This is a genomic window from Azorhizophilus paspali (genome assembly GCF_043587585.2).
GTDB classification, from domain to species: domain Bacteria; phylum Pseudomonadota; class Gammaproteobacteria; order Pseudomonadales; family Pseudomonadaceae; genus Azotobacter; species Azotobacter paspali.
Window position 1 is genome coordinate 3,220,778 of sequence record NZ_CP171449.1, and the last position, 26,796, is coordinate 3,247,573.

18 protein-coding genes and 3 pseudogenes are annotated in these 26,796 nt (G+C 62.9%); 12 read left to right on the top strand and 9 right to left on the bottom strand.

Annotation, left to right across the window (positions count from 1 at the left end; genetic code table 11):
- Window positions 1–51 precede the first annotated feature (51 nt).
- Together pyrC and rnt are read left to right on the top strand one after the other, a co-directional pair.
- On the top strand, window positions 52–1,098 hold the full coding sequence (gene pyrC, locus ACGI6K_RS15615; protein ID WP_376948437.1) for a dihydroorotase: 1,047 nt from the start codon (window positions 52–54) through the stop codon (window positions 1,096–1,098).
- Complete coding sequence (rnt, locus tag ACGI6K_RS15620; protein WP_041807027.1) at window positions 1,095–1,769, top strand: ribonuclease T; 675 nt, start codon at window positions 1,095–1,097, stop codon at window positions 1,767–1,769. The genes pyrC and rnt overlap by 4 nt, the downstream gene beginning before the upstream one ends.
- Before the next feature lie 195 nt (window positions 1,770–1,964).
- Here rnt and ACGI6K_RS15625 read toward each other — a convergent pair.
- Window positions 1,965–2,817 (bottom strand): annotated as a pseudogene (locus ACGI6K_RS15625) (IS4 family transposase); the annotation flags it as partial.
- Window positions 2,818–3,044: 227 nt separating this feature from the next.
- Here ACGI6K_RS15625 and ACGI6K_RS15630 point away from each other — a divergent pair.
- Entirely contained in the window at window positions 3,045–3,266 is a 222-nt protein-coding gene (locus ACGI6K_RS15630; RefSeq protein ID WP_072432620.1) for a bacterioferritin-associated ferredoxin, read from the top strand.
- Between the two features lie 184 nt (window positions 3,267–3,450).
- Window positions 3,451–3,921 carry a bacterioferritin gene (bfr, locus tag ACGI6K_RS15635; RefSeq protein WP_376948441.1) on the top strand — a complete coding sequence of 157 codons (471 nt, stop codon included), beginning with the start codon at window positions 3,451–3,453 and terminating at the stop codon, window positions 3,919–3,921.
- A 433-nt stretch (window positions 3,922–4,354) separates the two neighbouring features.
- Here the strand turns inward: bfr and grxD are convergent, their stop codons facing one another.
- Window positions 4,355–4,681, bottom strand: a complete 327-nt coding sequence (gene grxD / locus ACGI6K_RS15640) for a Grx4 family monothiol glutaredoxin (RefSeq protein WP_012700040.1) — start codon at window positions 4,679–4,681, stop codon at window positions 4,355–4,357.
- Window positions 4,682–4,984: 303 nt separating this feature from the next.
- Here grxD and argF point away from each other — a divergent pair, with 303 nt between their 5' ends.
- Together argF and ACGI6K_RS15650 are read left to right on the top strand one after the other, a co-directional pair.
- Window positions 4,985–5,905 carry an ornithine carbamoyltransferase gene (argF, locus tag ACGI6K_RS15645; protein WP_376948444.1) on the top strand — a complete coding sequence of 307 codons (921 nt, stop codon included), beginning with the start codon at window positions 4,985–4,987 and terminating at the stop codon, window positions 5,903–5,905.
- Window positions 5,902–7,011 carry an ABC transporter ATP-binding protein gene (locus tag ACGI6K_RS15650; RefSeq protein ID WP_376948446.1) on the top strand — a complete coding sequence of 370 codons (1,110 nt, stop codon included), beginning with the start codon at window positions 5,902–5,904 and terminating at the stop codon, window positions 7,009–7,011. Before argF ends, ACGI6K_RS15650 begins: the two co-directional genes overlap by 4 nt.
- A gap of 41 nt (window positions 7,012–7,052) precedes the next feature.
- Here the strand turns inward: ACGI6K_RS15650 and ybaK are convergent, their stop codons facing one another.
- Window positions 7,053–7,520 carry a Cys-tRNA(Pro) deacylase gene (gene ybaK, locus ACGI6K_RS15655; RefSeq protein WP_376948448.1) on the bottom strand — a complete coding sequence of 156 codons (468 nt, stop codon included), beginning with the start codon at window positions 7,518–7,520 and terminating at the stop codon, window positions 7,053–7,055.
- Between the two features lie 46 nt (window positions 7,521–7,566).
- Here ybaK and glpD point away from each other — a divergent pair, with 46 nt between their 5' ends.
- Complete coding sequence (glpD, locus tag ACGI6K_RS15660) at window positions 7,567–9,171, top strand: glycerol-3-phosphate dehydrogenase (RefSeq protein ID WP_376948450.1); 1,605 nt, start codon at window positions 7,567–7,569, stop codon at window positions 9,169–9,171.
- Here the strand turns inward: glpD and ACGI6K_RS15665 are convergent.
- Both ACGI6K_RS15665 and metE read right to left on the bottom strand, forming a co-directional pair.
- On the bottom strand, window positions 9,098–10,084 hold the full coding sequence (locus ACGI6K_RS15665; protein WP_376948452.1) for an alpha/beta fold hydrolase: 987 nt from the start codon (window positions 10,082–10,084) through the stop codon (window positions 9,098–9,100). The two genes, glpD and ACGI6K_RS15665, sit on opposite strands and share 74 nt — an antisense overlap.
- A gap of 124 nt (window positions 10,085–10,208) precedes the next feature.
- Window positions 10,209–12,455: pseudogene (gene metE / locus ACGI6K_RS15670) on the bottom strand (5-methyltetrahydropteroyltriglutamate--homocysteine S-methyltransferase).
- Window positions 12,456–12,562: 107 nt separating this feature from the next.
- On the opposite strand from metE, the gene metR reads away from it, so the two are divergent.
- Complete coding sequence (gene metR, locus ACGI6K_RS15675; protein WP_376948454.1) at window positions 12,563–13,561, top strand: transcriptional regulator MetR; 999 nt, start codon at window positions 12,563–12,565, stop codon at window positions 13,559–13,561.
- Window positions 13,562–13,615: 54 nt separating this feature from the next.
- Window positions 13,616–16,705 carry a transglycosylase domain-containing protein gene (locus ACGI6K_RS15680; protein ID WP_376948456.1) on the top strand — a complete coding sequence of 1,030 codons (3,090 nt, stop codon included), beginning with the start codon at window positions 13,616–13,618 and terminating at the stop codon, window positions 16,703–16,705.
- A 40-nt stretch (window positions 16,706–16,745) separates the two neighbouring features.
- Here ACGI6K_RS15680 and putA read toward each other — a convergent pair whose 3' ends face one another.
- Window positions 16,746–19,910: a bifunctional proline dehydrogenase/L-glutamate gamma-semialdehyde dehydrogenase PutA gene (putA, locus tag ACGI6K_RS15685; RefSeq protein ID WP_376948458.1), complete on the bottom strand. Its 3,165-nt coding sequence runs from the start codon at window positions 19,908–19,910 to the stop codon at window positions 16,746–16,748.
- A gap of 68 nt (window positions 19,911–19,978) precedes the next feature.
- Complete coding sequence (locus ACGI6K_RS15690) at window positions 19,979–22,027, bottom strand: TonB-dependent receptor (protein WP_376948700.1); 2,049 nt, start codon at window positions 22,025–22,027, stop codon at window positions 19,979–19,981.
- A 171-nt stretch (window positions 22,028–22,198) separates the two neighbouring features.
- On the opposite strand from ACGI6K_RS15690, the gene lon reads away from it, so the two are divergent.
- Entirely contained in the window at window positions 22,199–24,601 is a 2,403-nt protein-coding gene (gene lon, locus ACGI6K_RS15695) for an endopeptidase La (RefSeq protein ID WP_376948460.1), read from the top strand.
- A 340-nt stretch (window positions 24,602–24,941) separates the two neighbouring features.
- A pseudogene (locus ACGI6K_RS15700) lies at window positions 24,942–25,337 on the top strand (aldehyde dehydrogenase family protein); the annotation flags it as partial.
- A gap of 45 nt (window positions 25,338–25,382) precedes the next feature.
- Here ACGI6K_RS15700 and ACGI6K_RS15705 read toward each other — a convergent pair.
- Window positions 25,383–25,763: an IclR family transcriptional regulator domain-containing protein gene (locus ACGI6K_RS15705; protein WP_376948462.1), complete on the bottom strand. Its 381-nt coding sequence runs from the start codon at window positions 25,761–25,763 to the stop codon at window positions 25,383–25,385.
- Window positions 25,764–25,825: 62 nt separating this feature from the next.
- Window positions 25,826–26,164 (bottom strand): helix-turn-helix domain-containing protein, encoded by a 339-nt coding sequence (locus ACGI6K_RS15710; protein ID WP_376948464.1) that lies wholly within the window; start codon window positions 26,162–26,164, stop codon window positions 25,826–25,828.
- A gap of 192 nt (window positions 26,165–26,356) precedes the next feature.
- Between ACGI6K_RS15710 and ACGI6K_RS15715 the strand changes: the two genes are divergently transcribed.
- Entirely contained in the window at window positions 26,357–26,755 is a 399-nt protein-coding gene (locus tag ACGI6K_RS15715) for a protease inhibitor I42 family protein (protein WP_376948466.1), read from the top strand.
- Window positions 26,756–26,796: the final 41 nt, after the last annotated feature.

The following is a 26,796-nucleotide window of genomic DNA, read 5'->3' on the forward strand; positions in this document are numbered from 1 at the left end:
GAAGCCTTTTCCGGTAGGATGCACGGCAGCCTCACTTTTCTGGAAGTCTCGATGCCCGATAGACTGATACTGCTGCGCCCTGATGACTGGCATATTCATCTTCGCGATGGTGCCGCCCTGAGCCGAACGGTAACGGATGCAGCACGCACGTTCGGGCGCGCCATCGTCATGCCCAATTTAGTTCCAGCCGTACGCAACGCGTCCGAGGCAGGCGCCTATTGGCAACGCATACAGGCCGCACGCCCTGCGGACAGTCGCTTCGAACCCCTGATGACCCTCTACCTCACGGACGAGACCTCTCCAGAGGATATCCGAACCGCCAAGGCCCAAGGCTTTGTGCATGCAGCGAAATTATATCCTGCGGGCGCCACAACCAATTCGGATGCCGGGGTCACACGCATCGACAACATCTTTCCGACATTGGAAGCGATGGCCGAAGCAGGCCTGCCACTTCTAGTACATGGAGAAGTGACTCATAGCGAAGTCGATGTATTCGATCGCGAAAAGCGCTTCATAGATGAAAATCTAGTCCGCATAATCGAGCACTTCCCCACGCTTAAGGTGGTATTCGAACACATCACTACCCGAGATGCCGTTCAATTTGTGGAAACCAGCAGCAGCAATGTTGGCGCCACTATTACCGCCCATCACCTTCTGTACAACCGCAACCACATGCTGGTCGGCGGCATACGCCCCCACTTTTACTGCCTGCCAATCCTCAAACGCAAGACTCACCAAGAAGCCTTGCTGGATGCGGCCACCGGCGGTAACACAAAATTCTTTCTCGGTACCGACTCGGCGCCACACGCCCGTCACGCTAAGGAAGCGGCTTGCGGCTGCGCCGGCTGTTATACGGCGTACGCAGCCATCGAGTTGTATGCTGAAGCCTTCGAGCAACGCAGCGCCTTGGATCGACTGGAAGCCTTTGCCAGCCACCATGGCGCCGACTTCTATGGCATCCCACGGAACACCGACCACATAACGCTAACTCGCGAGGAGTGGACGGCACCAGCCTGCATGACATTTGGTGAGCATACTCTGGTTCCATTGCGCGCAGGAGAAAAGCTGCGTTGGCGTCTGCTGGAGGAAAAAATGTGACCGAAGAACGCTTCGATGACATCCTCGAAACGTCCAATGCTACTCATGCATCGCGCCATCCCATGGCGCATCGCTTTCGTGGCTACTTGCCGGTCGTGGTAGATGTCGAGACAGGTGGCTTCAATAGTGCTACCGATGCTCTGCTGGAAATTGCAGCCATTACCATTGGCATGGACGAGCAAGGTCTCCTGTTTCCCGAACACAGTCATTTCTTCCGGGTCGAGCCTTTCGAAGGCGCCAATATCGAAGCAGCAGCCCTGGAGTTCACGGGAATCAAGCTGGATCACCCCCTGCGAATGGCGGTTAGCGAGGAACACGCCCTACAGGAAATCTTCCGAGGCGTACGCAAGGCAGTCAAATCCCACGGATGTAAACGCGCTATTTTAGTGGGCCACAACAGCAGCTTCGATTTGGCCTTTCTCAATGCAGCTGTGGCCCGTTGTGACATCAAGCGCAATCCCTTTCACCCCTTCTCCAGCTTCGATACTGCTACCCTGGCAGGGCTTGCCTATGGCCAAACCGTGCTTGCCAAAGCATGCCAAAGTGCAGGTATCGAATTCGATGGCCGCGAGGCCCACTCGGCACGCTATGACACGGAAAAAACTGCCGAGTTGTTCTGCGGCATCGTCAATCGGTGGAAGGAAATGGGCGGCTGGGTAGATTTCGCCTGAGTGGAACTACCTTCCCTTTCCATCTATTCAGCTTCCTTTTTACTGGCCTAGCCGATCGACGCCCCCAAATTTTACCTAAGCACACTTGGCAAACCCTGCCCCACGATGCCCCAAGCCACAGCCTGCTCAAAGCCATCCACTGGCAACTCTGCCCGACTACTGTCGTGGTCAAGTTTTGGTGGACACCGAGATAGGGGATTTCAGGTAGTGGCCTTTTCGTAGTCGGCTGGCGATCGTCGCGGGCAGGTTGCTCCACAGTCAAAGGACGGACTCGCCCGACTCCGTCAGCCGATCCAGGCGCAACTCGATGCGCCGCCGGGGCACCTGGCCCTCGTCTAGCCGGATGTCCTGCTCAAGCACCTGCCCGGTTTCCACCCGGCCCCGGTCGTACCAGGGCCCCTCGCGAACGATGCGCGGATGCCTGGCATCCTGGCCCACGATGAAATCGGCTCGGGCCTGCTGGAGGGACTGGAGAATCGCGCGCGTGCAGAAATGCCGGTCGGCCATCCACAGCTACCCCGGCCGGGCACTGTCCAATCGCGGCAGGACGCCGGTGCGTTCGCTCTCGTAGGCGTCCTCGCAGACCGCCAGATCGGTCACCCGGTCGAGGTCGGGGGTCGTAGACCACCAGCGAATGCCCCGGTAGAGCGGCGGCGCGCTGGTCGCGCAGCGGCGCCAGGCGTTTCTCCGAGGCCGGCAGATGATTGCCGTCAATGATGCACACCTGCCAGCCGGGCAGGCAGGGCGCTGTGCCCAGGGCCGAGACGACCGACTTCAGGCGCTGGGCGCTGCCCTGAACCAAGGCCCGCAGCAAGGGCGGCTCGGTACGCCTGACCTTGTCGTACAGCGCCGCCAGCGATACGGGCAGGTGGTCCATCTAGCGCGCGGCGGCATGCAGCGAAGGGCGCAATCCCTGGGAAACCAGCGACATCAGCTCAACCACCGTGGAAAACAGCAGCTCGCGTGGATACTGGCGCTGCCGGTGAGTCTCGAACACTTCGTCGATCCAGGCGGCCGGCATCGCCCGTTCTAGCGCCAGACGCTCCATGACGCTGGCCGGTGCCTGCTTTTCGAACCGCGCCAGAATTGCATCCCACATCGTCTTGCTCTCCCGATCGATTATCGGGAGAGTTTGTGTAAAGACCTTGAAAGGGCTGGCCTTCAGGTCCTGTGCAGAGCATAGGCCGACCAATGGTCGGCCGAATCTTTGACAATCATTCTCATTAAGATTAGGATCTTCTTAACCACGTCATTCTCTGCCGAACAGAGGCGCCTATGTACGTATGTCTTTGCCAAGGTATTACCGATGGTCAAATCCGTAGCGCAATTCAGGGCGGCTGCTGCACTTATCGTGATGTGCGGATTGCCTTGGGCGTTGGCACACAGTGCGGCAAATGCGCCTGCGTCGCCAAACAGATCGCGCGAGAAACCCTTGGCGAAGGGGCACAAAACACCCAGGATGCAACCTTCTGCCCGGCGGCGCTAGCTGCCTCTTGATGCCTCTGGAAGCCAGACCCCGCAAGTCTTGGCTTCCTCCATCACACTCTCCTCGCCATCCAGCCGCTCCAAACAGTCGCACTAGAGACTTATTCTCTATTAGACTCAATCACTTAGCTTTTGACATATCCAGTCCAAAAGACCAAACTGCCCCCATCGACATCCCTATTCAAAAGGAATGGACATGAAAGGCGATAAGATAGTCATCCAGCACCTCAACAAGATCCTTGGTAATGAGTTGATCGCGATCAACCAGTACTTTCTACATGCACGCATGTATGAAGACTGGGGGCTGGAGAAACTCGGCAAGCATGAGTATCACGAATCCATCGATGAGATGAAGCATGCCGACAAATTGATCAAGCGTATTCTGTTTCTCGAGGGCCTGCCCAACCTTCAGGAGCTCGGCAAGCTTCTCATCGGTGAACACACTAAGGAAATGCTCGAGTGTGATCTGAAGCTTGAGCAAGCAGGGTTGCCCGACCTGAAGGCCGCCATTGCCTACTGCGAAAGCATTGGGGACTATGCCAGCCGCGAATTGCTAGAAGACATCCTTGAATCCGAAGAAGACCATATCGATTGGCTGGAAACCCAATTGGACTTGATCGACAAGATCGGTTTGGAAAATTATCTGCAATCGCAAATGGATGAGTAAGCGGTAGGAGCCGCAATGGCACCACCGAGGACGAGCACAAGCAGGGCACCGTCCAGCAAAAGCGCCCCAACCCGGGACGTTTCTCTTCGGTCTCACTCTCGCCAGACGCCCAGTTACATCCGAAGTAAAGAAAATAGAAGCGGCGCCTTCTCGGGCGCTGCCGCTACCAGAAGCTAGATAGCCAACACGAAGACCGCCTCGCAGAAGAAGTACGGTACTCGCCTGGCTCTCCGCGCTTAAACGCACGATAAATGCCCCATCTCTTGATACGGGCATTCATCGAACCATCCTCATGAACTACTACTGGTAGCAAGGCAAGCTATAAATTCGCACGCTATTTTCGGCGTGCAAACCTTTTTCTCTTCGAAAAAATCACGGCAAATTTGCGACTCGCTCCAATAAACTCTTACGCAGCCCGTGCGAACGACACGTCTCAAGCATCGGCTTTGTCGGCCGCTCCTCTGACGATCTGCTGTAGTTCGCCCTTTTCGAACAATTCAAGAATGATGTCACTCCCCCCGATTAACTCACCTTTGACCCACAGCTGCGGGAAGGTCGGCCAGTTGGCATATTTCGGAAGATTGGCGCGAATCTCCGGATTCTGCAGGATATCGACATAGGCAAATCGCTCGCCACAAGCCATCAGGGCTTGTGCAGCACGAGCGGAAAAGCCGCACTGCGGTGCATTCGGCGAACCTTTCATGTACAGCAGAATGCCATTGCTGGCAATTTGCTCCTTGATAGTTTCGATGATATCCATTGAGTCACCTCGGCTGTGCTGGGCTCGAAATCGGCGCGATGGCAGCATTGTAACGGAAAACCAAGCTTTGCGCTCAACCTTACCCCATCCCTCTGAAAGCCCCTCTTTTTCCACTCACGCAAAGGCATGGACTTTGCTTTCATTGCTATCAGGCTTGGTTTGCGCGGCTTTGCGTTTTCCTTATAAGATCGCCGTTTTCCCATTTTCGCCACCCCCTCGAGTAGTGGCCGCTGCAGGCATAGTTTTCCGGTGAAGATTCACGTCCGGCCTGCAGCCTGTACCGATATAAGAAAGGAACTGATGATGAGCGCAAGGCACTTTCTCTCACTGATGGACTGCACGCCCCAGGAGCTGGCCAACCTGATTCGTCGCGGCATCGAGCTGAAGGATCTGCGCAACGGCGGTACCCTATTCGAACCGCTGAAAAACCGCGTGCTGGGCATGATTTTCGAGAAAGCCTCGACTCGTACCCGCCTATCCTTTGAGGCCGGGATGATCCAGCTCGGCGGCCAAGCCATCTTTCTCTCGCCGCGAGACAGCCAGTTGAATCGCGGCGAACCCGTCAGCGACACGGCGATTGTCATGTCGCGCATGCTCGACGCGGTGATGATCCGTACCTTTTCCCACAGCACTCTGAGGATTTTCGCGGAGAACTCCCGGGTTCCCATCATCAATGGCCTGTCCGACGATCTGCATCCCTGTCAGTTGCTTGCCGACATGCAGACCTTCCACGAGCAACGTGGTTCGATTCAGGGCAAGATAGTGGCCTGGATCGGCGACGGCAATAACATGTGCAACACCTATATCGAAGCGGCACATCAATTCGACTTCCAGCTCCGGATCGCCTGCCCGGAAGGCTTCGACCCCCAACCCAAGTTTATCGCCATTGCCCCTGACCGGGTACAGATCGTCCGAGACCCTCGAGAAGCAGTTGCCGGAGCACATCTGGTCAGCACCGACGTGTGGACCTCCATGGGCCAGGAAACGGAAGAGGAAGATCGGCTGGCACGCTTCAAGCCCTACCAGGTGACCGGCGAGCTACTTGATCTCGCGGCCGACGATGTCCTTTTCATGCACTGCCTCCCGGCTCACCGCGGCGAAGAGATCAGTCTCGACCTGCTCGACGACCCGCGCTCGGTAGTCTGGGATCAAGCGGAAAATCGTCTGCACGCACAGAAGGCATTACTGGAATTTCTCATCGAACCGGCTTATCACCACGCATGACCCACTCCGTACTGCTCAACCTGCGTAATCTCGTCTGCGGCTACCAGGGCCACAGGGTCGTCCAGCAGATCAACCTTCACCTGAACGCGGGCGATATCGGCTGCCTGCTTGGCCCGTCCGGTTGCGGCAAGACAACCACCCTGCGCGCCATCGCAGGCTTCGAATCGGTACAGGAAGGCGAGATCCAACTCGCTGGCGAAGTAATCTCCCGCGCCGGCTTCACTCTGGCCCCAGAGAAGCGACGCATCGGCATGGTATTCCAGGACTATGCACTGTTCCCGCACCTCACGGTGGCGGAGAACGTCGCCTTCGGTATCCGTAAGCATCTGCAGCGAGAACGCATCACCGCCGAGTTGCTGGAGTTGGTTAAGCTCGCCCATCTCGTGCAGCGCTACCCTCACGAGCTATCCGGTGGTCAGCAGCAACGTGTGGCGCTCGCTCGTGCCCTGGCGCCGGAGCCACAGTTGCTGCTGCTCGACGAGCCCTTCTCCAACCTAGACGTGGAATTGCGCCGCAAGCTCAGCCACGAAGTGCGCGATATCCTCAAGGCGCGCGGAACCAGCGCCATACTGGTGACTCATGATCAGGAAGAGGCCTTCGCGGTCAGCGATCATGTCGGCGTATTCAGGAATGGCCATCTGGAGCAGTGGGATACTCCCTACAACCTCTATCACGAACCGCTCACCCCCTTCGTCGCCAGCTTCGTCGGCCAGGGCTATTTCATTCGCGGCCAGTTACTGAGCCCGGAGACGGTGCAGACCGAACTCGGCGTGATTCAGGGCAACCGTGCCTACACCTGCCCAGTCGGCAGTTCCGTGGAAGTCCTGTTGCGCCCGGACGACATTGTCTACACGCCCGACAGCGCCTTGAAGGCCACCATCACCGGCAAGACCTTCCTCGGCGCCTCCACTTTCTATCGCCTGCGGCTTCCCACCGGCAGCCCGCTGGAAGCAGTCTTCCCCAGCCATATCGACCACTTGCCCGGGGAACAGGTCGGCATCGGTGTGGCGGCCGAGCATCTGGTGATTTTCCCTATCCCGGACAATGGCCCCCTCCAGCCCGATCCGACGAGCTCCGGCGTGCGTCGTTACAGCGAGGCATGCTGACTGCAGCATGATCGCAGGCGCCAGCCCGGCGTCTGCGAAGCTCAACGCCCGATAGCCGCAAAGCTGGCCTGGGTGTGTTCGGCCAGCACCTGCGCAGCCAGTTCCACCTCCAGTCCGCGGCGACCGGCGCTGACGAAGATACTCGGGAAGGTGCGAGCCAATTCGTCGATGAAGGTACGCAGGCGTTTCTTCTGGCCCAGTGGACTGATACCGCCCACTAGATAACCAGTGCTACGCTGCGCAACGCCGGCATCGGCCATATCGACCTTCTTGACACCGGCGGTGCTGGCCAGAGCCTTCAAATCCAGGCTACCGACAACTGGCACCACCGCTACCAGCAGTTCTCCTTTCTCGGTCGCGGCCAGCAGCGTCTTGTAGACTCGCTCTGGCGGCAACCCCAACTTTTCCGCTGCCTCCAGGCCATAGGAGGCGGATTTGGGATTATGGATATAACTATGCACGCGAAACTCGGCATGGGCTTTTTTCAGCAGATCGATAGCGGGAGTCATACTCGAAAGTGGAAAATGAGACCATAGAGCCGTTACCTTAGCCGAAATGGATAATAACTCCCTAGCCTCCCTCTCTTCCGCCCCCCCACTCTACGACCTGGTCGTGGTCGGTGGTGGTATCAATGGCGTCGGCATTGCCGCCGATGCCGCCGGACGTGACCTGCGTGTGCTGTTGTGCGAACAGCACGATCTGGCCGCACACACCTCCTCCACCAGCAGCAAACTGATCCACGGCGGTCTGCGCTATCTCGAGCAGGGCGAATTCCGCCTGGTACGCGAAGCCCTGGCCGAGCGCGAAATATTATTGGCCAAGGCTCCCCATATCGTTCGGCCGCTGCGCTTTTTACTTCCCTTACGCCCTCAGTTGCGACCGGCCTGGATGATCCGGCTCGGCCTGTTCCTCTACGACCATCTGAGCGGCCACGGGCAACTGCCCGCCTCGCAGGCGGTACGCTTCGCAGCGGACAGCCCGCTTAAACCGGAAATCCGCCGCGGTTTCGAGTTCGCGGACTGCCAGGTGGACGATGCCCGCCTAGTAGTGCTCAACGCCATGGCCGCAAGAGAAAGGGGCGCGATCGTCTGTCCCCGCACCCGCTGCCTTTCCGCGCAACGCCAGCAGAGCATCTGGCGGATCGAATTGCAACGGGCCGACGGCCACCGCTCCACTGTCCAGACCCGGGCTCTGGTGAACGCCACCGGCCCGTGGGTGACCCGCTTCATCGAGGATGTCCTGCACCAGAGTCCGCCCCGGCGCATCCGCCTGGTTCAGGGCAGCCACCTGATCGCACCGCGGCTGTACGAAGGCAACGAAGCCTACATTCTGCAGAACGAGGACAGGCGCCTCGTCTTCGTCATTCCCTACCTACAGCGTTACAGCCTGATCGGCACCACCGACCGGGAGTTCGCCGGCGACCCTGCCGAAGTGAATATCAGCGAAACCGAGATCGACTACCTGCTGCGAGTGGTCAACGCCCATTTCAAGCGCCCCCTGCAACGTAGCGACATTCGCCACAGCTTCTCCGGTGTGCGCCCACTGCTCGACGATGAGTCCCATGACCCGGCCGCCATCGCCCGCGACTACAGCCTCAACCTGTCCGCCGGACCAGGCCAAGCTCCCCTGCTCTCGGTCTTCGGCGGCAAATTGACCACCTATCGCCGGCTCGCCGAGACAGCGCTAGAACAACTAGCTCCCTTCCTGCCGCCCATGAAGCCGAGCTGGACCGCCGGCACCGCATTGCCCGGCGGCGAAGAGCTGGAGGATCCGGATGTATTGGCAGGCACCCTGCTGCAAGAGTTCACCTGGCTACCCGACGGGCTCGCCCAGCGCTGGGCCCAGACCTACGGCAGCCGTGCCTATCGCCTGTTCGAAGGCGCTACTCAGGCAACCGACCTCGGTGAACACCTGGGCGGCGGACTGTACGGCCGAGAAGTCGATTACCTGTGCCGCGAGGAATGGGCCGAGCAGGCCGACGACATCCTCTGGCGGCGCACCAAACTCGGCCTCCTGCTGCCGCCAGCCGCACAGCGGCGGCTCGCCGAGTATCTGAGCGAGCGGCCAGCCGTCAGGCCATGCGTGCCTACAACCGAGCCAGGGCTTCCCGACGCTGACTGCGCAGATACGGCAGCACCGCCGCCAGCAACGGCTCTTTGAAGGCCTCCTGAAAACGGTGGGCCAGGCCGGGGATCAATCGTAGCTCGCTGCCCCGTACATGCGCGGCGACATGCACGCCATGCATCACCGGCAGCAACGGGTCGGCAGTCCCGTGCACCACCAGGGTAGGCAAGTGGAGGCGCTCGAGCAGTTCGACGCGACTGGGTTCGGCCAGGACGGCGAGGATTTGCCGCTTGACCCCCTCCGGATTGAAGGCGCGGTCGTAGGCCGTCGCAGCCTGGCGCCTGAGCTGTTCGCGGTCGATTTCGACCTGCGGGCTGCTCAGCGCGGCGAGCAGTTCGACCTGGCGCTCGATTGCCACCTCGCGGCTGCCGGCCTCGCGTTGCGCCAGTAGCTTCAGCAGCGCCGCGCTAGGCCCCGGCAAACCCAGTGCACTGGAACTGGTCATGATCAGAGTCAGGCTTCGTACCCGTTCCGGAGCCAGATCGGCCATATGTTGGGCGATCATGCCGCCCATGCTGACACCGAGCACATGGAAACGCGGCACTTGCAGCCGCGCCATCAGCCCCAGCGTGTCCCGGGCCATGTCACGCAGGGCATAGGGGGCGGACACTGGCAGCCCGAGCCGGTGGCGCAGCACCCCGTAGGTCAAGCTGGCTTTGGGCACTTCCTGCCGCCAGGCGGAGAGACCAACGTCGCGGTTGTCGAACCGGATGACCCGGAAGCCCTGCCGGCATAGGCCGAGCAGCACCTCGTCGGGCCAATCGATCAACTGGCCACCCAGCCCCATGACCAGCACCAAGGCCGGATCGGTTTCACGGCCGATGCTCTGGTAGGCCAGTTGCACTGGCCCCACATCGGCCAGGGCAGTCGGCGCCTGAAGATCGCAGCGAGATGCCGCCAAACTCGGCAGGCTGCACAGCATGACAACCCAAAAGAACAATATGCGCATCGCAAATACCCGGAAAACAAAACTCCATCTGATCAAAATTGTGCGGATATTCGTTCGGGCGCGTTACCACAGAACCGTGACAATTTGATGAAGATTGACGAGCAACCACTCTCCCTTCGTCCGCTCAGGCGCTGTTCTCGCTCACCTGCAGCCGGGACGCATGCAATGCCCGCACTCCGGCCACCATGTTCGCTAGCGCCGCTTCGGCTTCCGTCCAACTGCGAGTCTTCAGGCCGCAGTCGGGATTCACCCACAGGGGTTCTGGAGGGATGCGTTCGGCGGCCTGTCGCAACAGTGCGAGTACCTCCTCCCGGTCAGGAACGCGCAGTGAATGGATGTCGTAGATACCGGGACCAACCTCGCCGGGATAGGCGAACGCCTCGAAAACCTCGAGCAGTTCCATCTGCGAACGCGAAGCCTCGATGGAGAGGACATCGGCATCCAGCGCCGCCATGGCCTCGATCAGGTCGTTGAACTCGCTGTAGCACATGTGGGTGTGGATCTGGGTTTCGTCGCCCCCCCCCCGAACTGCACAGGCGGAAGGCTCGAACCGCCTAGTCCAGGTAATGCCTGCGCTCGGCCTGGCGCAACGGCAATCCCTCGTGCAAAGCCGCCTCGTCGATCTGTACGATGCGGACGCTGGCGGCCTCCAAATCTTGCACTTCGTCGCGGATCGCCAGGGCCAATTGCAGCGCCTGCTGCTCGCGCGGCAGGTCTTCGCACGGGAAGGACCACATCAGCATGGTCACGGGACCGGTGAGCATGCCCTTCACCGGCTTGTCGATGAGATTCTGGGCATAGCGTATCCACTCCACCGTCATCGGTCGCGTCCGTTGGATATCGCCCACGATCAGTGCCGGCTTGACGCAACGCGAGCCATAGCTCTGCACCCAGCCGGAATGGGTGAAGGCATAGCTACCCAGTTGCTCGGCGAAATACTCGACTCTATCGTTGCGCTCGGCCTAGCCGTGCACCAGCACATCCAGCCCGAGACGCTCCTGCACCTCGATCGCCAGGCGGATCTGTACCCACATCGCTGCCTCATAACCGGATTCGTCCAGCTCCACACGCCGGAAAGCCTGGCGCACCTGGCGAATCTCGGCGCTCTGCGGGAAGGAACCGATAGTAGTAGTGGGGAACAACGGCAGACCGAGCTGCGCATGCTATTTGACGATACGCTTGGCGAATGTCGTCGGCCGGCGCCAGTCACCTTCGTCGATACCGCGCAGTCGGGTCTGCACGGCCGGCTTGTGGATACGCGGGGCGCTTCGACGCGTCTCCCGAGCACTCCGACTCTTCACCAGCGCCGCCTGCACCTCGGGTGCCCTGGGCGTCTCCACGGCTCTGGCCAGGATGGCCACCTTGGTGCATTTCTGCACGGCGAAGGCCAGCCAGCTCTTCAGCTCCTCGTCGAGCCCGTTCTACCGGGCCAGATCCATCGGACAGTGCAACAGCGAACAGGATGGCGCTACCCACAGCCGCTGGCCGAAGCGTTCGGCTACCAGGCGCAGCGACCGCAGGGCCTGCTCCAAATCGCAGCGCCAGATATTACGGCCGTCGACCATGCCGAGGGACAGTACCTTGTACGCTGGCAGACGGTCGAGCACGCCGGCCAGTTGCTGCGGGGCACGGACCGACCGGCAGGTTCGCCGCCAGGCCGAGGTTGTCCTCCAGTGCGCCGAAATAGGTCGCCAGCAACTTTTTCGGCGGCGTCTACTGGAGCGAGTGATAGGCACGCTCGAAAGCGTTTTTCCAGGCCTGGAGCAGGTCCAGCACCAGGATCGGCTCGTCGATCTGCACCCACTCCACACCCAGCGTGGCGAATCGGCCGAGAATCTCACCATAGACCGGCAGCAGCCGTTCGAGCAGTTCAAACCGGTCGAACGCGTCGTCCCGAGCCTTGCCCAGCCAAAGATAGGTCGAGGGGCCGAGCAGTACTGGCTTGACCTTGTATCCCGACTGATGAGCCTCGGCCACCGCCTCGAACAACTGCTCCCAGCTCAGCCGGAACTCTTGGTCGGCGCTGAATTCGGGGACCAGATAGTTGGTATCGAGCCACTTGGTCATCTCCAGCGCCCGGGTGCCGCGCGCCATGGCGAACAGGGTATCCAGGCCGATCCGCCAAGCGCGGGGGAATCGCGCCGACTAGCAGCAAATGGGCGAGTACCTAGTCGTACCAGGCGAAATCGCCGACCGGCAGCAGCTCAATGCCGGCATCCCGCTGCATCCGCCAATAGGACGCACGCAGCGAGCGGCCGACCGCACGCAGACCGGCCTCGTCCAGCCGGCCCTGCCAATAGGCTTCGAGGGCCTGTTTCAATTCACGATTGCGACCGATGCTCGGGAATCCGAGGGTGTGAGACAGGACAATGCGCCTTCCTCCATATCAGTGAAGGCGGCATTGTCGACAAGGCCTCTAGCATGAGACAAACTCCGATTATTCTTGATTAACTTTATAAATTTTCATGGGGTCCTCTTATGCTCGAGCTGCGCCACCTGCGTACCCTGCACGCCCTGCGCGAGGCCGAGAGTCTGGTGGAGGCCGCCGAGCGTCTGCATCTGACCCAGTCGGCGTTGTCCCACCAGTTCAAGGAACTGGAGGAGCGCCTCGGCCTGCAGCTGTTCGTACGCAAGACCAAACCGCTGCGTTTCACCAGTGCCGGCCTGCGTCTGCTGCAACTGGCCGATACCCTGCTACCCCAGTTGCGCAGCGCCGAACGAGACCTGGCGCGCCTCGCCGGTGGAACCGCCGGCCGCCTGCACATGGCCATCGAATGCCACAGTTGCTTCCAGTGGCTGATGCCGACCATCGACCAGTTCCGCGATGCCTGGCCCGAAGTCGAATTGGATCTCGCCTCCGGTTTCCCCTTCGCGCCCCTGCCGGCCTTGGCGCGCGGCGATCTCGATCTGGTGGTGACTTCCGATCCTCTGGAGATGCCCGGCATCGCCTACGTGCCGCTGTTCACCTACGAGGCGTTGTTGGCCGTGGCCAACCAGCACCCGCTGGCTGCCAAGGCATACATCCGACCTGCTGACCTAGCCGAGGAAGTGCTAATCCACTACCCTGTGGAACGTGATCGCCTGGACATATTCACACGCTTCCTCGACCCGGCCGATATCGAACCGGCCGGTGTGCGCACCGCCGAGCTGACGGTAATGATGCTGCAGCTCGTGGCCTCCGGACGCGGGGTCTGCAGCCTGCCGAATTGGGCGCTGCACGAGTACAGCTCGCGCGGTTACGTCACCGCCAGGCGGCTCGGCGAAAAGGGCCTGCACGCCACGCTGTATGCGGCGATCCGCGCCGACATGCTGGACGCCCCCTTCATGCGCGACTTCCTGCTGACTGCCAAGGACACCTCCTTCTCCACTCTCGAGGGGGTCAGTGCGGCACAGAAGGATCGCTCCTCCGCGACAAAGAGAGATGAAGCACAAAAGGCTGGCAAAAGAGGCTCCCCGGCGCCATCGGGCAACGGCTAAGCTAATTATCCGACGGACAAGCAGACAGGCGGGAAACGCCAGGTACAGGTCGATATGGGTGTAATTTGGCAGCGAGATGAACAGCGATCCGCACTCTCCGAGCGCGACCTGCCGACCTCCGCGCCCCCGCCTTCCCATCAGTTGCGTTGGCGCCTGCTGGTCTGGTTCTTGGTGCTGGCCGGCGCCGCTGTACTTGGCGTACTGCTCTATTTCGAATTGCAGACTTCGCGCCTGCAGTCGCGGGAATTGAGCCGCTACGCGGCGACCCTCGGCTACTCCGTGGGCGATGGTCCGAGCCCGGCGATCCACTTTCCGGAATACGGCCCCTACGATCGCCGCCTGGGCTACACGGCGTTGCCCGAATGGCTACCGCGGCTCGAACAGCGGGGCTTCGAGATCACCCGCCAGGCACGCTTCTCCCAACCACTGTTGGAATACAGCCGCCGCCGCTTGTTCCCGCCCTACGCGGAAAAACCCCAGGCCGGGTTGACCATCAGCGACTGCCGCGGCATGCCGCTCTACAGCTACCGCCTACCGAGGCAATTTTATTCCAGCTATGCCGGTATTCCGCCGCTGGTGGTGCATAGCCTGCTGTTCATCGAAAACCGCCATCTGCTCGACCCGTCGCAGCCACTGGCCAACCCCGCGGTGGACTGGCCACGCTTCGCCAAGGCCGCGCTCTCGCAGGTTCGCGAGATGTTCGGTCTATCCGGCCAGACGGCCGGCGGCAGCACCCTGGCCACGCAGATCGAGAAATACCGCCACTCGCCGGATGGCCTGACCGACTCGGCGATGGAAAAACTGCGGCAGATGTTCTCTGCCAGCGTGCGTGCCTACCAGGATGGAGCGCAGACGATGGAGGCCCGGCGGAACGTGGTGCGCGACTACCTGAACAGCGTGCCGCTCGCCGCCGCGCCGGGCTACGGCGAAGTGCACGGCCTGGCCGACGGCCTGCGGGTCTGGTACGGCACCGACTTCACACAGGTCAACCGGCTGCTCGCCTCAGCGGAAGCCGATCCGGCCGAGCGCGGCCTGGCGTTGCGCCAAGTGCTTTCGCTGCTGATCGCCCAGCGTCGCCCCTCCCACTACCTGATCGCCGGCCGCGCAGAACTGGCCACCCTCACCGACAGCCACATCCGCCTGCTGCGCAAGGGCGGCCTGCTCGACCCCGTGCTGGCCGAGGCCGCCCTCGCCCAGCGCGCCGTGTTCCGTGACTGGATGCAGGAGCCCGTGGTCCAACCTGTCGAAACCACCAAGGGCATCAGTGTCGCCCGCAGCCGCCTGGCTACCCTGCTGCAGCGCTCGCTGTACGACCTCGACCGTTTCGACCTGTCCGCCAGCACGCCCCTGCAGGGTGAACTGCAGGATGCGGTCACCCGCTATCTGAGCCAACTGGCCGATCCGGCGTTCGCCGAAAGCATTGGTCTGTTCGGCGAACGCCTGCTATCGCCAGAAAAAACTGCCGAAGTGCGCTACAGCTTCACGCTGTTCGAACGCAGTGGCGACAGCTTCCTCGTGCGGGTGCAGACCGACAGCACCACACAGCCCTTCGATATCAACGAAGGCAGCAAGCTGGAGCTGGGCTCGACCGCCAAGCTGCGGGTGCTGACCACCTATCTGGAAATCATCGCCGAGCTGCACGCGCGTTTCGCCGGACAGGAACGGGCCGCCCTGCAGGCAGCCAGGGCCCAGACCGAGCCGCTGGATTTCCTGACCCAGTGGGCCATCGAGTGGCTGATGGCGAATCCCGGCGGAACCCTGACGGCCATGCTGGACGCGGCCCTCGAGCGGCGCTACTCGGCGAGCCCCGGAGAGAGCTTCTTCACCGGTGGCGGCCTGCACACCTTCACCAACTTCAACAGGGTGGACAACGGACGCCGGCCGACCATGCGCGAAGCTCTGCGCGACTCGATCAACTTGCCTTTCGTGCGTCTGCTGCGCGACATCGTCCGCTACACCATCTACCAGTCGCCGAACAACAGCGTCGCCCTACTCAAGGATGACCAGGACCCGCGCCGCCTGGAATACCTGACCCGCTTCGCCGACCGCGAGGGCACGGTCTACCTGCGCCGCTTCTGGAACAAGTACCGGGGCAAGAACAGCGACGAGCGCCTGGCCACCTTCCTCGAAGGCCTGCGCGTCACGTCGGTGCGACTCGCCGCGGTGCACCGCTACCTGTTGCCGCAGAGCGACCGCGCCACCTTCGACACCTTCCTGCGCGCCCACCTGCCGAACGACCGCACCCTCACCGAGAAACGTCTCGACAGCCTCTACCGCAGCTACGGCCCGGGCGCCTACAGCTTGCCCGACCAGGGCTACATCGCCCGGGTTCATCCCCTTGACCTGTGGCTGCTGGGCTATCTGACTCAGCACCCGGCGGCCAGCTACCAAGAGGTAGTGGAAGCCAGCCGTGACGAGCGCCAAGAAGTCTACGGCTGGCTGTTCAAGAGCCGGCATCGCAGCGCTCGGGACAGCCGCATCCGCACCATGGTGGAGGTCGAGGCCTTCCTCGATATCCACCAGCGCTGGCAGCAGCTCGGCTATCCCTTCCCCCATCTGGTGCCTTCGCTGGCCACCGCCCTGGGCAGTTCGGGAGATCGCCCGGCGGCGCTCGCCGAGCTGATGGGTATCATCCTCAACGATGGCATGCGCCTGCCGGTGGTACGCATCGACAACCTGGAATTCGCCGTCGACACCCCCTACGAAACCCGTCTCGGCCTCGCCCCCGGTCGTGCCCGCCGAGTATTGGCCCCGGAGGTCGCGGCAGCCCTGCGCGGCGCTCTCGCCCAGGTGGTGGAAAACGGCACGGCACGACGCCTGTTCGGCAGCTTCCAGCAGGCCGATGGCAAGCCCCTGACCATCGGCGGCAAGACCGGCACCGGCGACAACCGTATCCAGCGGGTCGCTCGCGGTGGCTATGTAATCAGCTCTCAGGCACTGAACCGCACCGCTACCTTCGTCTTCTACCTCGGCCCGAACCACTTCGGCACCCTCACCGCCTACGTTCCCGGTCGCGCCGCGGAAAAGTTCCGCTTCACCTCGGCATTGCCGGTACAGGTGCTCAAGGGCATGGCGCCGATCCTGCAGCCCTATCTGCGGGGACAGAACAGCCTCTGCCAAGTGCCGGCGAGCGCGCGGAACTGAACAGCAGCCGCCTTCCTCGCCCCGGCGGGAAGGCGCAGTTTCACTCTTTCTCGGTCAGGGACAGCAGCGAGGCATTGCCGCCCACCGCAGCGGTATTGATCGCGGTGGAGCGCTCATGTACGAAGCGCAGCAGATAGTTCGGTCCGCCGGCCTTCGGCCCGGTACCGGATAAGCCGCAGCCGCCGAAAGGCTGGACGCCGACCACCGCGCCGATCTGGTTGCGGTTGACATAGAGGTTGCCGACCCGTGTCAGGGCCTCGATGCGCCGGGCGGTCGCCTCGTTGCGGCTGTGCACGCCCAGGGTCAGGCCATAACCGCTGGCATTGATCGCCGCGACCACCTGTTCCAGATCCTCTGCGGCATAGTGCGCCACGTGCAGGATGGGGCCGAAGTGCTCCTTCCTAAGTTCGCCGATGCCGTCGATCTTGAAGGCCAGCGGGGCCAGGAAATGGCCGTTCAGAGCGGGCTCCAGTCCCGCTTCGGCGAGCAGGCGCTTCTCGCCCTTGAGCAGATCGACATGCTCGAGCAGTGCCTGGCGTGCCTGGGTGTCGATCAGCGGCCCGACATCGGTGTCGCGGCGCTGCGGCAGACCGACCCGCAGCTCGGCCATGGCGCCCCGCAGTAGTTCGATCACCGGTCCGGCGATTTCGTTCTGCAGGTAGAGCACGCGCAGCGCTGAGCAGCGCTGCCCGGCGCTGGTGAAGGCCGAATGCAGGGCATCCTTGACCACTTGTTCGGGCAGCGCGGTGGAGTCGACGATCATCACGTTCTGCCCGCCGGTCTCGGCGATCAGGGTGACCAGCGGACCGTCGCGCCAGGCCAGGCGGCGATTGACCAGCCGCGCGGTTTCCGTGGAGCCGGTGAAACAGACCCCAGCTAGGTGAGGATCGGCGCAGCAGGCGGCGCCCAGAGCAGGGCCGTCGCCGGGCAGGAAAGCTATCGCCTCCTTCGGCAGGCCGGCGGCGAACAGCAATTCGAGCGCGCGAGCGGCGATCAGGCTGGTCTGCTCGGCCGGCTTGGCCAGCACGCAGTTGCCGGCGACCAGGGCGGCAACGATCTGCCCCAGGTAGATCGCCAGGGGGAAGTTCCACGGACTGATGCAGACGAACAGGCCGCGCCCCTCGTAGAAAAGCTCGTTACGCTCGCCGGTCGGCCCCCTGAGCTCCGTGCGCCTCAGGGTCAGGCGCGCCTGCTGGGCATAGTAGCGGCAGAAATCGACCGCCTCGCGCACCTCGTCGAGGCTGTCCTGGATGGTCTTGCCGGCCTCCAGGATGCACAGTGCCACCAGCTCGGTGCGGTGCTCCTCGAGCAGGTCGGCGAGCCGCTCGAAAATGGCGGCCCGCCGCTCCACCGGTGTGGCGTTCCAGCGCGGCCAGGCGGCGGCGAGTCGCGCCATGGCCCGCTCGACCAACTCCGCCCCGGCGAACCAGACGGTGCCCACCACCCGATCGAGATCCTGGGGGCTGCGCACTTCGTGCACCTCGCCGGCGAGAACCTGGCCATCGACCAGAGGCGTTGCTTGCCAGCGATGTTCCAGTTGCACCCGCAAGGCCCGCTCGAACGGCTCCCATTGGCTGCGCACGTTCAGGTTAATGCCTTGCGAATTCTTCCGCCCCGCCCCGTGGATATCCACGGGCAGCGGAATGCGCGGGTTGGCCGGGCCGCTGCAGCGGCGCAACTGCTCCACCGGATGCCCGATCAACGCCTCCACCGGAATCCGCGGATCGACCAACCGGTGCACGAACGAGGAATTGGCGCCGTTTTCCAGCAGGCGGCGGACCAGATAAGGCAAAAGCTCGCGGTGTTCCCCCACCGGCGCGTAGATGCGTACCTGCACCTGCTGTTGTTCGAGGAGGCAGTCGTACAGGGCATCGCCCATGCCGTACAGGCGCTGGAATTCGAAATCATGCGGCGGATGGGTCTCGGCCATGGCCAGAATGCAGGAAACGGTATGCGCGTTGTGGGTGGCGAACTGCGGATAGAGCATTCCGCGGCAGTGCTCGCCGAGCAGGTAGCGGGCACAGGCCAAGTACGAGGTGTCGGTCCCTTCCTTGCGGGTGAACACCGGATAGCCCTCCAGCCCTTGCACCTGGCACTGCTTGATTTCGCTGTCCCAGTAGGCACCCTTGACCAAACGCACCGGAATGCGTGTATTCAGCTCGCGGCCGAGCAGGGTCAGCCAGACCAGTACCGGCAGGGCGCGCTTGGAATAAGCCTGCACCACCAGGCCGAACTCGCCCCAGCCACGAATCGCCGGATCGCAGAGCAGCTTTTTGAACAGCTCCAGGGACAGCTCCAGCCGGTCGGCTTCCTCGGCATCGATGGTGATGCCGACGTTCAGCGAGCGGGCCAGTTCGGCCAGTTCACGTACGCTGGCGAACAGCTCGGCGAGCACCCGCCGGCGCTGCGCCGCTTCGTAGCGCGGATGCAGTGCCGAGAGCTTGATCGAGATCGACGGCCGCGGTCCGCCGCCAACCTGCGGCTCGCGACCAAGCGCCTCGATCGCCAGGCGGTAATCGTTCAGGAAGCGTTCGGCGGCCGCCTCGGTCAGGGCCGCCTCGCCGAGCATGTCAAAGGAATAGCTGTAGCCCCGCTCACGGGCCCGGCGCGCATTGCGCAACGCCTCGGCGATGTTGCGGCCAAGGACGAACTGGTTGCCCATCAGCTTCATCGCCTGGTTTAGCGCGGCGCGGATCACCGGCTCGCCGGAGCGCTGCAACAGCCGGCCGATCACCTTCTTCGGCCGGCCGTCGGAGCTTTCCGGACTGACCAGCCGGCCGGTCATCAGCAGGCCCCAGGCGGCGAAGTTGACCAGCAGGTTGTCGCTGTGGCCAAGGTGCTGCGCCCACTGCGCCGCACTCAGCTTGTCGCGGATTAGCGCCTCGGCGGTGGCCGAATCAGGTACCCGCAGCAGTGCTTCGGCCAGACACATGAGCATCAGCCCTTCCTGGGTGTCCAGGCTGTATTCGCGCAGCAGGGCATCCAGGGTGTCCTCCACATTGCCGCGGCGGCGCACCGCCTCGATCAGTGCCCGGGCCCGCTCGCGGATCGCCGCGATGCCGGCCTCGCCGGGATCGGCCAGCGGCAGCAGCTCGTTCAGCCAAGCCGCTTCGTCAACGCAATAGTTGGCACTGATGAGTGGAAAGAATTCTCCGGTGCTGGTGTCGAGCACATTACCCTGCAAAACCCGACTGGCTTTGAACATCGTGCACCTCCTTCTCGCCATTCCCGGATTAGACGATAGCAAGCGGCAAGAGGCCAGTCGCGCTAGATTCAGAACGTCATCCGCAGCCCCAAGGTCAGGTTGCGTCCAGGCTGCACCACGTCGTCCTTAATGAAGGAGCTGTGGTCGCGGGCCTTCTCGTCCAGCAGGTTGTCTCCCTTGAGATAGACCTGGTAATCGGTACGCCGGAGCGCGCCATGGTAGATGAGGCTGGCGCCCAGCATGCTGTAGCCGGACGTCTCGGTCTCGAAATCGGCCAGGCGATGCTGGTGATTCACCCGATAGAACTCTAGTTGGCCGTCGAGGCTGGAAGTGAAACCATGGTCCAGGCGCATACCGAGGCGCCCTGCGGGAATCCGTGGCAGGTCGCCGCCGCCATCGAGCAGCTTGCCGCGCACATGGTCACCGAATAGGGTCAGGGCCGTGGCGTCGGTGGCCTGGAAGCGCACCTCGCCCTCGACGCCGGTGAACAGCGCGTCCTGCTGCCGGTACTCGATCTCCCGGTAGCCGGAGCCGATGTCGCGCCCGGTATCGGCGGCATAGATGTAGTCGTCCACCTGATTGCGATAGAGAGTGAAGCTGAAGGTGGTGCGCCCGGCGAACTTGCGCAGGGTCAGCTCGAGGTTGCGCGAGGTTTCCTCGTCCAGTTCGGTGTCGCCCAGTTCGACGGTGCGGGTCGCCGCATGCGGGCCGTCGGCGTAGAGCTCCTCGGCACTGGGCAAACGTTGCGAACGGCTTAGCGAGAAGCCGAGCGAGTAGTCCGGTGCGAAGTTCCACACCGCGCCGGCGGAGAACGAGGTGCCGCGGTGGTCCTTGTCCGGTCGCCCCTCGGCCTCGATGTCCTGCCATTCGTGGCGCAGGCCCAGTTCATAGCGCCAAGCGCCGTCGGTGTATTCCTCGATCAGGAACAGCGCATGGTTGCGGGTGATGGTCGGCGGCACGTAGGCCTCCTCGCCGCTGGCCCTGAAGTCGCGGCGCAGAGTCTGTCCGCCGAGCACGCCACGCCAGCCGAACAGCGGCTGGTGAGTCAACTCCAGACGTGCGTCGCTGGCGTCATTGTCGAAGCGGGTACTGACCTGCCCCCCCTCGACCTCCTCATGGCGGTAATCGCTATGGGCGACGCGCAGGCGCGCCAGCTCGAAGCCAGGCAGCGGGTCCTGGAGTTCGCCGCGCAGGTCCCAGCGATACTGACGGAGATCCACGTAGGGCACGCCTTCTCCCTCATGGTCATGGTCGTCGTGATCCTCATGCTCCTCGTCTTCGTGTTCCTCCCCGTGTTCATCCTCATGCCCGCCGCAATGCCAGGCCGGCCCGTCGAGGTGGCAATCGGCGTGCTGGTGACCGAGCAGGCCATAGCGATTGTTCTGCTCGGTGAAGGCCACGCCGAGGTAGCCGCGCTCGCCGACGAAGCTGGTGCCCAGGCTGAAAGTATCGGTGTCGTTGTACGAGCCATCCTGCTTGCTCGGCGAGCCATGGATCTCGTAATCGTCCGCCTGGCGCTTGACCCCCTCGACGCGCACCGCGAAGTTGCCGCTGCCGGCAGTGATGCCAAACACGCCGGAACCCTCGTTGGCCACGCTGTTAGCACGCAGCTCCAGCTCGCCCTCGTAGCCGTTTTCCGGGACATGGGTAGGCACCTTCTTGTCGATCACGTTGACCACCCCGCCGATCGCACCGCCGCCGTAGAGCAGGGTCGCCGGTCCCTTGAGCACCTCGATGCGCTCGGCCATCAGCGGCTCGCTGCTCACCGCGTGGTCCGGGCTGATATTCGAGGCGTCGAGCACATCCACGCCATCGCTCAACATCTTCACCCGCGCACCCTGCTGGCCGCGGATCATCGGCCGCCCAACCCCGGCGCCGAAGCTCGCCGAGCGTACGCCGGGCAAGCTCTCCAGGGTCTCGCCAAGGGTTGCCTCGCGGCGCAAGACCAGTTCGTCGCCTTCCAGAACCTCGGCCGGGGTGGTCATTTCGTGAGGCGTCTTAGCCAGGGCGCTGGCGCTGACCACGGTGGACTCCAGCTCCAGCGGCTCGCTCGCCCCGATGGCCGGGACCAGGCTCAGTCCGAGGGTCCAGGCGAGGGAATGGCGCTTCATACAAATCTCCAGAATACGGATGGTGAAGGCCGGGGCAGACGCTCCCGCCCACGTCTGGGTGGTGAATTTAACACGTTATATCATAACAATTAAGCCCCGAATGACGCGCTATCCATCGATTGAAAAAGCCGCGCCACCACCCCATCTAGTCAACAAAGTTGCTAGACAAGGTGAGTCATGAACGACCAGGAAATTGCGCCCGAGATCGTCGACGAAAAAACCGCGGCCAACAGTCTTGTCCTGCCCGAGCAGACTCTGCCCGAACAGGTGTACGTCATTCCGATCCACAACCGCCCGTTTTTCCCTGCTCAGGTGCTACCGGTGGTGGTCAACCCCGATCCCTGGGCGGAAACCCTCAAACGCGTGGTCAAGACACCGCAGCACAGCCTGGCGCTGTTCTACATGGACCCGCCGCCGGAGAATGCCGAGGACTTCGACCCGGACAAGCTGCCCGAGCACGGCACCCTGGTGCGCGTGCATCACGCCAGCCAGGAAGGCGGCAAACTGCAGTTCGTCGCCCAGGGGCTGGCGCGGGTGCGCATCCGTGGCTGGCTGAGCCGCAAGCCGCCCTATCTGGTCGAGGTCGATTATCCGAAGAGCGCCCAGGACCCGCGCGACGAGGTCAAGGCCTACGGCATGGCGCTGATCAACGCGATCAAGGAACTGCTGCCGCTTAACCCCCTGTACAGCGAAGAGCTGAAGAACTACCTAAACCGCTTTAGCCCCAACGAGCCCTCGCCCCTGACCGACTTCGCCGCCGTGCTGACCACCGCGCCGGGCGCCGAGCTGCAGGAAGTGCTGGATACCGTGCCGGTGCTCAAGCGCATGGAAAAAGTCTTGCCGCTGCTGCGCAAGGAAGTCGAGGTCGCGCGCCTGCAGAACGAGCTGTCCGCCGAAGTCAACCGCCAGATCGGCGAGCGCCAGCGCGAGTTCTTCCTCAAGGAGCAGTTGAAGATCATCCAGCGCGAGCTGGGCATCACCAAGGATGACAAAAGCGCCGACGCCGACGAGTTCCGTGCCCGCCTGGAAGGCAAGGTTGTGCCGGCGGCGGCGCGCAAGCGCATCGACGAGGAACTCAACAAACTGTCGATCCTCGAAACCGGCTCGCCGGAATACGCGGTCACCCGCAATTACCTGGACTGGGCGTCTAGCATCCCCTGGGGCGTCTACGGCAAGGACCGGCTCGACCTGGCCCATGCCCGCAAGGTGCTCGACAAGCACCACGCCGGAATGGACGATATCAAGGCGCGGATCACTGAGTTCCTCGCCGTCGGCGCCTTCAAGGGCGAGATCGCCGGCTCCATCGTGCTGCTGGTCGGTCCGCCCGGCGTCGGCAAGACCAGCATCGGCAAATCGATTGCCGAATCCCTCGGCCGGCCCTTCTATCGCTTCAGCGTCGGCGGCATGCGCGACGAGGCGGAGATCAAGGGCCACCGGCGCACCTATATCGGCGCGCTACCGGGCAAGCTCGTGCAGGCCTTGAAGGACGTCGAGGTGATGAACCCGGTGATCATGCTCGACGAGATCGACAAACTGGGCGCCAGCCATCACGGCGATCCGGCCTCGGCGCTGCTGGAAACCCTCGACCCCGAGCAGAACGCAGCCTTCCTCGACCACTATCTGGACCTGCGCCTGGACCTGTCCAAGGTGCTGTTCGTCTGCACGGCGAACACCCTGGACTCGATCCCCGGCCCCCTGCTCGACCGCATGGAGGTGATCCGTCTGTCCGGCTACATCGCCGAGGAGAAGTTCGCCATCGCCAAGCGTCATCTGTGGCCGCGCCAGTTGGAAAAGGCCGGCGTGCCGAAGAACCGCCTGTCGATCAGCGACAGCGCGCTGAAGGCGGTGATCGAGGGTTACGCCCGCGAGGCCGGCGTGCGCCAGTTGGAGAAACAACTGGGCAAGATCGTGCGCAAGGCGGTGGTCAAGCTGCTGGAAGCCCCCGAAGCCAGGCTGAAGGTCGGCCCCAGGGATCTTGAGGACTATTTGGGCATGCCGCCATTCCGCAAGGAGCGGCGCCTGGAGGGCGTCGGCATCATCACCGGCTTGGCCTGGACCAGCATGGGCGGCGCCACCCTGCCGATCGAGGCGACGCGCATCCACACCCTGAACCGCGGCTTCAAGCTGACCGGCAAGCTCGGCGAGGTGATGAAGGAATCGGCGGAAATCGCCTACAGCTACGTCAGTTCGCACCTCAAGCAGTACAAGGGCGACCCGACCTTCTTCGACCAGGCCTTCGTCCACCTGCACGTGCCGGAGGGCGCCACGCCCAAGGACGGTCCCAGCGCCGGCATCAGCATGGCCAGCGCCCTGCTGTCGCTGGCTCGCAACCAGGCGCCGAAGAAGGACGTGGCAATGACCGGCGAACTGACCCTCACCGGCCAGGTGCTGGCCATCGGCGGAGTCCGCGAGAAAGTGATCGCCGCCCGCCGGCAGAAGATCTTCGAACTGGTCCTGCCGGAGGCCAACCGCGGCGATTTCGAGGAGCTGCCAGCCTACCTCAGGGAAGGCCTCACCGTGCACTTCGCCAGGACCTTCTCGGACGTGGCCAGAGTGCTGTTCCCCCACGACAAGCCCTGATCCATCTGACGGACAGCCCTGTCCACCTTGCCTCCCACCCCGGCGCCGGTCCTCCCGGCGCCATCCTTCGCCCTCCTCCCGCTCCTCCGCAGCCAAGGCCAGGCTGACGGGCAAGGCTGTCCTGTCTTCCTCGAAATCCGGCTTGATACAAGATAAATCACAAATAACGATACAAAAAATATCGTTTTAAACAAAAAACAAAGTAAAACGCTATGCTCGCCATCACCGGGATAGTCCTATCCCTCGTTCTACTCATGTGTCTCGCCTACCGGGGGATCAGTGTTCTGGTCCTTGCTCCCGCCCTGGCACTGTTCGCTATGCTCTGTTCAGCGACGAAAACGGCACCCTGCTCGACCTGGTGAGCCCAGAGATGGACAGCTACCGCGCGGAAATCTTCGGCCCGGTGTTGCAGGTGATACGAGTATCGAGCCTGGAGGAAGCCATGCCGCTGATCGATGCCTACGAATACGGCAACGGCACCTGCATCTACATCCGCAACGACGAGGCGGCGCGCTATTTCAGCAACCGCATCCAGGTCGGCATGGTGGGCATCAACGTGCCGGTGCCAATGGCCTATCACTGCTTCGGCGGCTGGAAGCGCTCGCTGTTCGGTGACCTGCACGCCTACGGCCCGGACGGGGTGCGCTTCTACACCCGGCGCAAGACCATCACCCAGCGCCGGCCGTTGGCCAGCCTGCGCGAAAGCACCGAGTTTTCGATGCCGCCCCTGAAGTGAAAGCGCTCCCGCGACTCACCCCTTCATCGGGCAGTCGCGGGACGCTCAAGCCGATGGCGGGCCGTCCTGCGGACGCGCTTCGAGCAGCAGCTCGGCCAGTTCGTCCGCGGCACGACGCAGCAGCGGCTCCATCGCCTCGAGTTCGTCCAGGCTCCTTGCGCAGCGTCGGCGCATGCACGAGCAGGCAGGCATGCAGGCGGCCCTCCGGCCCACGGATGGTACCGAGCAGGCCACCATGCCGTCGATGAACTCCTCGTTGTCCACTCCCAGGCCGGTTTCGGCGATCGACTGCAGGGCAGTTTCCAGCTCTTGCGGATCGGTGATGGTATTGCGCGACGGCCGCGTGAGCGGCAGATTGCGCAGGATCTGCTGGCGGTGTGCCCTAGAGAAGCTGCTCAGTAGAGCTTGCCGCTGGCCGAGCACCACATCGGAACATGGGAGCCGACCGGCAGATGGATCTGCAGCGGCCAGTTGCTCTGCACCCGATCCTAATAGACCATGTCGATGCCGTCGGGGATGACGATACCGCAGGTTTTGCCGGTTTCCCTGGCCACGCGCTGCAGGATCGAATGGCGCAGCGCCTTACCCATGGCGATCCGCTGCAAGCGGTCGCTGGGCACAATCAGCCCGCGCAGATCCATCTGCAGGTAGCCGTCGGCCTGCAACTGCTGCTGCAGGCGATGGATGCTGGGCTTGGGGATGTCCAGCATGAAGGCCAGTTCGGCCGGCGATAGCGCCTGCTCCGACTGCGCGACGGCCTCGACGATTTTTAGGACGCGCGAAATAGAAGACCCCTTGCTTCTGCGTTCCGCTTGCTCACCCGTCATCCGACCACTCCCCCCGACCGCCGAATCGTCCTGTACCGGCACCTGCGCATCCGTGCATCTTCCCTTTTGCCCGACCGGCCTGTCCAACAATGGTGGATGCCAGCTTCATGGATCGTAGCCATGAGCCCGCTCTCTGCGGACATCCACCCGGCCGGTTATGATCCCCCATCATCCTCGCCTGGAGCCCTTCGCATGCGCTTTGCCCTGCCCTATCTGCTGCCCCTCGGCCTCGTCTGGCTGGCCGGCTGTGCCCACGACGGTGGCAACTCCACCGTCACCCTCGAGGGGGACAACGACTGCCCGCTGCATCTGGAAAGTCGTCAGCACCTGGTACTGACGCTGCCCAGCAACCCGTCCACCGGCTACCGCTGGCAGATGCGCGAATCCGCCTCTCGGGTACTGCGCAGCCTGGGTCCGGAGGTCTACAGCGAAGCGAAGGAGTCGGGGGTGGTCGGCGGCGCTGGGCAATCGACCTGGCGTTTCCAGGCCGTGCAGGCCGGCCAGGACAGCCTGCTACTGGTCTACCAACGGCCTTGGGAAGCCGGCAGGGAACCGGAAAAGGTCTTCGACTGCGCTATCAGCGTCGAATGACCGCCCTGCGCGCATTGCCCGGCTCCGCTGTATGGGCGAGA